This window comes from Roseateles sp. GW823-FHT07B05 (assembly GCF_058794515.1).
This window is the reverse complement of sequence record NZ_JBXAGX010000014.1, coordinates 78,748-89,170: the sequence shown is the minus strand read 5'-3', so window position 1 is coordinate 89,170 and position 10,423 is coordinate 78,748. Positions and strand designations below refer to the sequence as shown.

Annotated in this window: 3 protein-coding genes; 1 reads left to right on the top strand and 2 read right to left on the bottom strand. The window is 71.0% G+C overall.

The window, feature by feature from the left end; all coding sequences use genetic code 11:
• A partial coding sequence (locus AC1Q7O_RS23150) for a two-partner secretion domain-containing protein (RefSeq protein ID WP_492662752.1) occupies positions 1 to 8,372 on the bottom strand: 8,372 nt, incomplete at its 3' end.
• Positions 8,373 to 8,458: 86 nt separating this feature from the next.
• A complete protein-coding gene (locus AC1Q7O_RS23145) occupies positions 8,459 to 10,198 on the bottom strand; it encodes a ShlB/FhaC/HecB family hemolysin secretion/activation protein (protein WP_492661167.1) in 1,740 nt (579 codons plus the stop codon).
• Here AC1Q7O_RS23145 and AC1Q7O_RS23140 point away from each other — a divergent pair.
• Complete coding sequence (locus tag AC1Q7O_RS23140) at positions 10,186 to 10,419, top strand: hypothetical protein (protein WP_492661166.1); 234 nt, start codon at positions 10,186 to 10,188, stop codon at positions 10,417 to 10,419. The genes AC1Q7O_RS23145 and AC1Q7O_RS23140 overlap by 13 nt on opposite strands.
• The last annotated feature ends 4 nt before the right edge of the window (positions 10,420 to 10,423 follow it).

The window sequence follows — 10,423 nt, the reverse complement described above, 5'->3', positions numbered from 1 at the left end:
GCATCCCGCACGCTGGCCGCGCCCGTGGTCGTCACGCTCACCGCCTGCTGGAAGTCGTTGCCCGCGCGCGCCAGCGTCACCGCCGCCGCGCCGGCGTCTACCGTGGTCGATCCGGCCACCGTCAGGTCGCCGGTCTGCGTGACGTCACCCGTACCGACCACGCCCAGGCTGCCGCCCACCGTGCTGGCGCCCAGCGTGGTGGTGCCCGTGCTGGAGATCGTCAGCCCGCCGCTCGAACCGCGGCTGGCCACGCCACCGCCGGTCAGCGCCGTCGTGCCGCTGTTGCTCAGCGTGGCGTCCAGCGTGCCGGCGGCCAGCGCGGTGGCCCCACCGGTGTTCGTGAAGCTGGCGACCAGCGCGGCGCCGGCCTGCGCCGTGGCGCCGCTGCTGCCGGTGAAGCTGGCGGTCAGCGCGTTGGCGTCGCGCACGCTGGCGAGGCCCGTGTTGGCCACCGTCACCGCGCCCTGGAAATCGTTGCCCGCATTGGCCAGCGTCACGCTCGCCGCGCCCGCGCTGACGTTGGTCGTGCCAGTCACCGCCACGGCGCCGCTCTGCGTCACCGCACCGGCACTCGTGATGCCGAGATTGCCTGTCACGGTGCTGGTGCCCAGGTCCGTCGTGCCGGCGCTGGCCAGGGTCAGCACGCCGCTGGTGCCGCTGCTGGCCACGCTGCCGCCCGTCAGGCTGGTGGCGCCGGTGCCCGACAGCGCGGCCGTCAGCGCGCCGCCCGCCTGCGCCGTGGTCTGCCCGGTGCCGGTGAAGCTCACGTCCAGCGCCGTCGCGTCGCGGACGCTGGCAGCGCCCGTCGTCGTCACCGCCACGTTGCCGCTGAAGTCGTTGCCGGCCTGGGTCAGCGTCACGGCGGACGAGCCGGCGTTGATCGTCGTCGTGCCGCCAACGACCAGCGCGCCGCTCTGCGTGACCGCGCCGCCGGCCACCACGTTCAGCGCGCCGCTCAGCGTGCTGCCTGGCAGGTCCACGCCGGTGGCGGTGAATTGCAGGTCCAGGTTGCGCAGCGTGGCCGGCAGCGTCGGCACGCTGGCCCCGGCGTTGATGCTGCGCAGGCCCAGGTCGCGGATGGAACCGCCGTTGGTGGCGGCAAACGAGACGGTGCTGCGGAAATCGTTGTCCTGGCCGGCGAGCAGGATGTCCTTGTTGGTGGCCGTGTCGATCGTGAACGCCGCCGCGCCGGACACGGTCAATGCGCCGGTCTGCGTGATGTGATCCCGGGCGGTGGCCGTGAAGGTCTTGAGGTTGGCGCCGCTCACGCCCAACGCACCGCCCGCCACCACGGTCAGGTCGGTGTCGGCCAGCGTCGTCGCCGCGAGGCCCAGGCTGAGGCCGTCCGCGGCCGTGTCCCGGTCATTCACGCCCACCACGCCGAACTTGCCGCCGGCCGTGCTGACCAGCGTCACGCTCTTGAACTCGTTGTTGGCGTGATTGAGCGCCACGCCGAGGGTGTTGGTGTCGGCGGTCAGCTGCGCGGCGTTGGCCACCGTCAGCGCGCCGCTCTGGGTGATGGCGCCCTTGGCCGTCGCGCCCAGGCTCTTGAGGCTGCCGCCGGTGAAGTCGAGCGCGCCGCCGGTGGCCACGACCAGGTCGGTGTTGGCCGCCGTCGTGCCCGCGCCGCCCACCGACAGGCCGTTGGCGGCGGTGTCCTTGTCCCGCAACGTGACGCCGGCGAACCGCCCGCCGCCGCTGGCCAGCAGCGACACGCCGTTCAACTCGTTGTTGGCATCGCTGAGCGCGACCGTGATCGTCTGGGTGTCCGCCGTCAGGCTGCTGCCCTGCGCCACCGTCAGCGCGCCGGTCTGGCCGATGGCGCCCTTGGCCGTCGCCGCCAGGCTCTTGAGGCTGCCCCCCGTCAGCGTCAGGGCGCCGCCGGTGTTGACGGTCAGATCCGTGTCGGCCGACGTGGTGCCCGTGCCGCCGACGCTCAGGCCGTTGGCGGCCGTGTCCTTGTCGTTCAGCGTCACCGTGCCGAACTTGCCGCCGCCGGTGCTGGCCAGCGTCACGCCGCCAAACTCGTCGTTGGCGCCGTTCAGCGTCACGTTGATGGTGCCGGCGGTCGACGTCAGCGTCGTCGCGCCCGCGACGGACAGCGTGCCGGCCGCCTGCGTGATGGCGCCACCCGCCTCCACGTTCAGCGTGCCGGTCAGCGTCACGGCAGGCAGCTGCACCGCCCCCGTCAGCCGGAGATCCAGGTTGCGCAGCACGCCGCCCGGCAGGCTCGGCGCGGAGCCGCCGGCATTGATGCTCCTGAAGCCGAAGTCGCGCAGCGTCGCGCCATTCACCGTAGCCACCGTGAAGGGGCCCTGGAAGTCGTTGCTCTGCCCTGCCAGCAGGATGTCCTTATCGGTACCGGTGTCCAGGGTCAGCGACGTGGCATTGGCGACGACGAGCGCCCCCGTCTGCGTGATGTGGCTGCGGGCGGTGGCGGTGAGGCTCTTCTGGCTGCCGCCGCTGAACGCCAGGGCGCCGCCGGTGCCCACCGTGAGGTCGGTGTCCGCGGCGGTCGTGCCGGCGCCGCCCACGGCCAGGCCGTTGGCCGCCGTGTCCTTGTCCGTCAACGTGACCGTGGCGAACTTGCCGCCATTGGCGCTGAGCAGCGACACGCTGTTCAGCTCGTTGTTGGCGTTGGACAGCACGACGTTGAGCGTGTTCGTGTCGGCGGTGAGGCTGGCGGTCGTCGCCACCGTCAACGCGCCGGTCTGGCCCACGGCGCCCTTGGCCGTGGCCGCCAGGCTCTTCAGGCTGCCGCCCGTGAAGGTCAGCGCACCGCCGGCGGTCAGCGTCAGGTCGGTGTTCGCGGTCGTGGTGCCGCTGCCGCCAACGCTCAGGCCATTGCTGGCCACATCCGCGTCATTCAGCGTGACCGTGCCGAAGCGGCCACCGCTGCTGCCCAACAGCTGCACGCTGCCGAACTCGTTGCCCACGTTGTTCAGCACGGCGCTGATCGTGCTGCCGTTGGCCGTCAGCGCCGTGGTGCCCGCCACCGACAGCACGCCGGCGGCCTGCGTGATGGCGCCAGCCGCCTCGACGGTCAGGTTGCCCGTCAGCACGGCGGCGGGCAGCTGCACGGCCGCGGCCGGCAGACGGATCTCGAAGTTGCGGCCGGGCGTGCTCGACCAGACCGGGCCCGGTGCCGTCGCGCTGACGTTCTTGAACGCCAGATCCCGCAGCGTCGCGCCGTTCGTGGTCGCGAACGTGACCGCGCCCTGCACGTTGTTGTTCTGGCTGGCCAGCTGGATGTCCTTGCCGACGCCGGTATCCATCGTGAACCCGGCCGTGCCCGCCACGGTCAACGCGCCGGTCTGGTCGATGCTGTCCTTGGCGGTGACCGCCAGCGTCTTGAGGCTGCCCCCCGACAGCGTCAGCGCGCCGCCCGCGTTGACGACCAGGTCGGTGTCGGCCGCGGTCGTGCCCGTGCCGCCCACGGTCAGGCCGTTGGTCGCCGCATCCTTGTCGGTCAGCGCCACGGCACCGAACCGCCCGCCGCCGGTGCGCAGCAGCGCGACGCTGCCGAACTCGTTGTTGGCATTGCCCAGCGTCACCGCGATCAGGTTGGTGTCGGCCGTCAGCGTACTGGTGTTGGCCACCGTCAGCGCGCCAGTCTGCGACACATCGCCCTTGGCCGTGGCGGCCAGGCTCTTCAGGCTGCCGCCGGTGAAGGCCAGCGTGCCGCCCGCGGTCAGCGTCAGATCCGTGCTGGCCGTCGTCGTGCCGGCGCCGCCCACGCTGAGGCCATCGGCGGCCGTGTCCTTGTCTCGCAGCGTGACGGTGCTGAACTGGCCGCCCCCGCTGGCCAGCAGCGACACGCTCTTGAGCTCGTTGTTGGCATCGTTCAGCGCCACGGTCAGCGTGTTGGTGTCCGCCGTGAGGCTGGCCGCGTTGGCCACCGTCAGCGCGGCCGTCTGGCTGATGGCGCCCTTGGCCGTGGCGTCCAGGCTCTTGAGGCTGCCGCCGCTGAAGGCCAGCGCGCCGCCGGCGGTGACGGTCAGGTCGGTGTCCGCCGCCGTCGTGCCCGCGCCGCCCACGCTCAGGCCGTTGGCAGCCGTGTCCTTGTCGTTCAACGACACCGTGCCGAACTTGCCGCCGCCGCTGCTCAGCAGCGTCACGCCGTTGAGCTCGTTGTTGGCGTTGGCCAGCGTCGCGTTGATCGTCGCGGTGTTGGCCGTCAGCGTCGTGGTGCCCGCGACGGACAGTGCGCCGGACGTGATGGCCCCACCTGCCTCGACGTTCAAGGCGCCCGTCAGCGTGACGGCCGGCAGCGCCACAGCGGCGTTGGTCAGCCGCAGGTCCAGGTTGCGCAACGTGCTGGCTGGCAGCGTCGGCGCGGTGGCGCCCGCGTTGATGCTCTTGAAGCCGAAGTCGCGCAGCGTGCCGCCGTTGGGCGTGGTCACCGTGACCGTGCCCTGGAAGTCGTTGTTCTGGCTAGCCAGCAGGATGTCCTTGCCGGTGCCCGTGTCCATCTTGAACGCCGCTGCGTTCGCGACGACCAGCGCGCCGGTCTGCGTGATGTCGCTCTTGGCGGTTGCGTCCAGGCTCTTGAGGCTGCCGCCGCTGAAGGCCAGCGCGCCGCCGGCGGTGACGGTCAGGTCGGTGTCCGCCGCCGTCGTGCCCGCGCCGCCCACGCTCAGGCCGTTGGCAGCCGTGTCCTTGTCGTTCACCGTGACGGTGCCAAACTTGCCGCCGCCGGTGCTCAGCAGCGTCACGCCGTTGAGCTCGTTGTTGGCGTTGGCCAGCGTCGCGTTGATCGTCGCGGTGTTGGCCGTCAGCGTCGTCGTGCCCGCCACCGACAGCGTGCCGGCCGCCTGCGTGATGGCCCCGCCCGCTTCGACGTTGAGGGCGCCCGTCAGCGTGACGGCGGGCACCAGCACCGCGGCGTTGGTCAGCCGCAGGTCCAGGTTGCGCAGTGTGACGGCCGGCAGCGTCGGCGCCGTGGCGCCGGCGTTGATGCTCTTGAAGCCGAAGTCGCGCAGCGTGCCGCCGTTGGGCGTGGCCACCGTGACCGTGCCCTGGAAGTCGTTGTTCTGGCTGGCCAGCAGGATGTCCTTGCCGGTGCCCGTGTCCATCTTGAACGCCGCTGCGTTCGCGACGACCAGCGCGCCGGTCTGCGTGATGTCGCTCTTGGCGGTTGCGTCCAGGCTCTTGAGGCTGCCGCCGCTGAAGGCCAGCGCGCCGCCGGCGGTGACGGTCAGGTCGGTGTCCGCCGCCGTCGTGCCCGCGCCGCCCACGCTCAGGCCGTTGGCGGCCGTGTCCTTGTCGTTCACCGTGACGGTGCCGAACTTGCCGCCGCCGCTGCTCAGTAGCGCCACGCCGTTGAGCTCGTTGTTGGCGTTGGCCAGCGTCGCGTTGATCGTCGCGGTGTTGGCCGTCAGCGTCGTCGTGCCCGCCACCGACAGCGTGCCGGCCGCCTGCGTGATGGCCCCGCCCGCTTCGACGTTGAGGGCGCCCGTCAGCGTGACGGCGGGCACCAGCACCGCGGCGTTGGTCAGCCGCAGGTCCAGGTTGCGCAGTGTGACGGCCGGCAGCGTCGGCGCCGTGGCGCCGGCGTTGATGCTCTTGAAGCCGAAGTCGCGCAGCGTGCCGCCGTTGGGCGTGGTCACCGTGACCGTGCCCTGGAAGTCGTTGTTCTGGCTGGCCAGCAGGATGTCCTTGCCGGTGCCCGTGTCCATCTTGAACGCCGCTGCGTTCGCGACGACCAGCGCGCCGGTCTGCGTGATGTCGCTCTTGGCGGTTGCGTCCAGGCTCTTGAGGCTGCCGCCGCTGAAGGCCAGCGCGCCGCCGGCGGTGACGGTCAGGTCGGTGTCCGCCGCCGTCGTGCCCGCGCCGCCCACGCTCAGGCCGTTGGCGGCCGTGTCCTTGTCGTTCACCGTGACGGTGCCGAACTTGCCGCCGCCGCTGCTCAGCAGCGCCACGCCGTTGAGCTCGTTGTTGCCGCTCGCCAACCCCACATTGATCGTGGCCGACTCTGCGGTCACGCTGGTCAACCCGGCGACAGTGATGGGGGCCGACTGACCGACCGCACCACGCGCTGTGACGCTCAGGCTCTTCAGGCTGCCGCCGGTGAAGCCCAGCACACCGCCGGCGGTGACGGTCAGGTCGGTGTCCGCCGCCGTCGTGCCCGTGCCGCCCACGCTCAGGCCGTTGGCGCCCGTGTCCTTGTCGTTCAGCGACACCGCGCCGAACTTGCCGCCGTTGGCGCCCAGCAACGTCACGCCGTTGAGCTCGTTGTTGGCATTGGCCAGCGTCACATTGATCGTCGCGGTGTTGGACGTCAGCGTCGTCGCGCCTGCCACCGACAGCGTGCCGGCCGCCTGCGTGATGGCCCCGCCCGCCTCGACGTTCAGGTCTCGCGTCAGCGTCAGCGCCGGCAACTGGAGCGAGGTGTTGGTCAGCTGCAGATCCAGATCACGCAGCGAGGCCGGCAACGTGGGCACGCTGGCCGTCGCGTTGACATTCCTCAGGCCGAAGTCACGGACGCTGCCGCCGCCCACGGAGGAGACGGTGACCGCGCCGGCAATGTTGTTGTCCCGCGTCGCGAGAAGAATGTCGCGGTTGGTGTTGGTGTCTATCCTGAGCGATGCGCCCCCCGTGACGGACCAGGCGCCTGACTGCGCAATGTCGCCCCCGCTCGTGACGCTGAGGTCGCGCGACAGGCTGAGGGGGCCGAGCGTGGTGGCCCCGCTCGACGTCGTCGTCAGGTCACGTGCGGTGATCGTGCCGGCCGAGTGCGTGATGGCGCCGCTGGGTGCGTTGAAGAAGACGTCCAGCGCACCGCTGCCTTCGTTGCGGATGTTGCCGCCGACGCTGATGTCGCTGACCGAATTGAACGTCAGCGTGCGATTCGCAGAGAAGCTCACCGTGCCGGCGATGGCGTCGCTGTTCGCCGTCACGTTGACGGAGCCGGCGTTGGCACCGGCACCCGTGGATCTCACGATCACGTTGCCGCCGTTGAGCGCGTTGCCGATGGTGGCCCAGGAGAGGTTGGCCGTGTTGTTGTTGCTGCTCTCGAACGGCTGTGTCGGGTTGCTGTTGCCGCCGGCCAGGTTGGCGTTGGCCGCGTTGCTGATGTTGACCGTGTCCGGGTCCAGCAGCAGAGAACCCGCACGCCCTGCCGGGGCCAGCGCGCTGAACTGCCCCCGGAAGTCCAGGTAGTCCTTGCCCGACACCTCGATGAAGCCGCCGTTGCCGCCCGCGGCCGTGGCATCCGCCGTGGCCTGCCCGAAGAACCGGGTGGCCTCCTCCGACCACACGATGACCTTGCCGCCATCGCCCTTGCCCGTCGCACTGGCCGTGATCGACGCGTCCTCCCCCACGAACGCGCGCCGCGCGGTCTCATGCGCACCACTGCCCAGGTAGTCGCCACCGAAGAGCACCGTGCCGCCGCCAGCTGCGCCGCTGGCGTCGATGCGGCCCTGCCCCACCAGGCCGACGCCTTCGCCATAGACCTGGACCGAGCCACCACGCTCGCCCGCCTGCGCGCCGCTGACGTTGATCTGGCCGCTGATCAGCACCCCGCCCTGCGAACCACCGTCGACCACGACCTGGCCGACCACGGCGCCGACGGACTTGGCCTGCACGATGCCGTCCACGTTCAGCACCGTGTCCGCAATCCCCGCCCGCGCCGCGGCGCGCAGGTCCACCACGCCGCCGTCGGCCTGCAGGCGGCCCAGCACCTTCAGCCGGGCCTGCAGCCCCTCGTCGTTGCGCGGGTTGAAGAACACGAGGCCGTCGCCGTCCACGTCGATCTGCACCTGGTTGGCCGCCGCGGCGGCGATGCGCTTGGCGTCGATGACGCCGTTCAGGCTGATCTGCGGCCCGGCGAAGGCGACCGTGCCGGAGGAACGGATCTGGCCGTCCACGACGATCTCGCCGGGCTGGGTGTCACCGCCGCTGAGCGCGTAGCGGCCCGGGTTGAACGGGTCGGCGGTGATGGACATCGTGGTGGCCAGCAGGCCGCCCACGTCGACCTGCGCATCCCGGCCGAACACGATGCCGCGCGGGTTGGTCAGGAACACGCGGCCGTTGGCATCCAGGCGGCCGAAGATCTGGCTGGGGTCGGAGCCGGTCACGCGGTTCACCAGCACCGAGCTGCTGGACGGCTGCAGCACGCGCAGGCTCTCGTTGGTGCCGATGGAGAAGCTGTTCCAGTCGATGCTGGCGCGGTCCGTGCCCTGGCGGATCTCCATCTTGTTGCCGGCCGGCTGCGTGATCTGGGCCGTGCCCTGCGTGACCTTGGCGCCCTCGGGCAGCGCCACGGCCACCTGGCTGCCGCCGGTGGCCAGCAGGCAGGCGAGGCAGATGGGCGTCACCGTCAGGTAGTGGCGCGTGAGCGGCTGGGCGGAGGTGTTGCGGCTGGCTTGCATGACTGTCCCTTGGATCTCGCTGCGGCCCCCGGGTGGGCGGGGACCTGAAAGGCACTCTGGTGGCGGGCACGGCGGCCCGCGCCGGCTCAGAAGAACGCGCTGAACTGCAGGTAGGCGCGCGGGTTGGGCTTGCGGGTGTCGCTCTTGGGCTCGCCGATGGTGGGCGACGCCAGGCTGGCGCGCAGCGCATAGGCGCCCGGGCGCGACCAAGCGATCGACACGCCGTAGCCGGCGTAGCGGGCCCGGTTCTCGAGGCCGGCCAGCGTGGTGTCCTGGTCGCGGTCGTGCCGGTAGTAGATGGTGCCGTGGTCGTAGAACAGCGCGACGACCGTCTCACGGCCCCAGCGGCCGAACACCGAGGCCGGCAGCGGGGCGCGCAACTCGGCCGTGACGATGAAGCCGGCGTCGCCAGTGCCCTCGCCGTTGGCGAACGCACGCACGCCGTCGGGGCCGCCAAGGCGGAACTGCTCGGTGGTGTCGAGGTTCTTGAAGGCGTACTGGCCGCGCAAGCTCACGTAGCCCAGCAGGTTGCCGGTCAGCACGTTCTGGATGCGCGCGAACGAGCCGTTGACCTTGGTGTAGTTCGGTGCGTCCAGCAGGCCCGACGGCCGGCCGCCGTCATAGCTGACCGAGCCGCCCGAGACGCCCACGTCGTAGCTGTTGACGCCGCCGCCCATCAGGTTGTCGCGCACGTCGCCGTTGAAGGCCAGGCCCAGGCTGCGCACGGTCTTCTTGGTCTTGGACTGCGACGCGTCCTCGCGGTCGTCGTAGCGCTTCTCGTCGAAGGCCAGCAGGCCGTAGAGGTTGAGGTTGCGGGAGCGGATGACCGGGTAGAGGCCGAACAGGTTGGCGTTGAGCGCCGTGCCGTGCCGGCCGATGGGGAAGGCCTCGCGGTCCAGCTCGTAGCGCACAGCGGACACCGCGCCGCCCAGCCGCAGGCCGCTGACGCCCACCGGCAGGTTGTAGCCCGCCAGGAAGAAGCGCATGCCGCTGTTGTAGGAGGTCAGCGCGCTCAGCGAGAGGCTGTCGCCCTTGCCCAGCGGGTTGCCGATCAGCATCTGCACGCCCAGCCGCTCCTGGCCGATGAAGCGGGAGCCGTTGATGTCGGCGTCGACGCGGTACTGGAAACGCTGCTCGGGCTGCACGCGCACGATGACGTTGGCCGTGCCGGGCTGGCCGCCGGGCTCGATCTCGAAGCGGGCATTGACGCCGCGCAGGTCATTGACGAGGAACACCACGCGCTCGACCTCGGCCACGGTCAGGATGGCGCCCGGCTTCAGCTGCGCGAGGTAGCCCTCGACGATGCTGCGGTCGATGGCGAGGTTGTCACCCCACACCAGCCTGACCCGGTCCAGCCGGCCTTCCAGGATGGCGATGTCGATGATGCCGTCAGCGGCCTTCTGCGCCGGGATGTAGGCGTAGCCGAGGTAGTAGCCCAGCTCGCTTTGCAGGTAGCGCGCCACGGCGTCCTTGGCGTTGACGAGGTCTTCCCAGGTCTTGCCCTTGCCGACGTAGGGCGCCGTGATGGCGGCGAGCGCCTGGCGCAGCTTCTCGGGCGCCGTGGCGGGCAGCCGGTAGGCGGTGACGTCCAGGACGATCTCGTCCTCGGGCTTCTGCAGTTCAGGCGAGACGGCCCGCTCGGGCAGCGCGGCCTCCTGGGTCTGCGGTGCCGGCTTGGGCGCCAGGTCGGTCGCCCGTGGCACGACGGGGGGTGTCGAGACGGGTGCGCCATCGGCGGCCTGGACGCGCCCCGCGGCCAGCACGCCCGCCGCCGACAACGCCCACACCAGCCCCGCCCCCTGCCATCCGCGCCATGCTTTTTTCATCGCATTTGTCCGTTGTTTGCCGGCCGATACCAGAAACAGAACGCAACGAGCCGGCCTTCAATGATGTTAGCCAGAAGCTCATGACCGACCGGCAAAAACTGATGGGGTGGACCTACACAACCCTGGGGATGACCGTCCCCTTTCTGCGGGACGCCCCCCGTCGGCATGCGGCTGGCGCGCGCATGAAAAAGCCGCCCGCGGCCAAGGCCGGGGCGGCTTGAGGGG

Coding starts and splice junctions, on each gene's coding strand:
- AC1Q7O_RS23140 (WP_492661166.1), top strand. CDS start 10,186: ATGCTTTTTTCATCGCATTTGTCCGTTGTTTGCCGGCCGATACCAGAA.
- AC1Q7O_RS23145 (WP_492661167.1), bottom strand. CDS start 10,198: ATGAAAAAAGCATGGCGCGGATGGCAGGGGGCGGGGCTGGTGTGGGCG.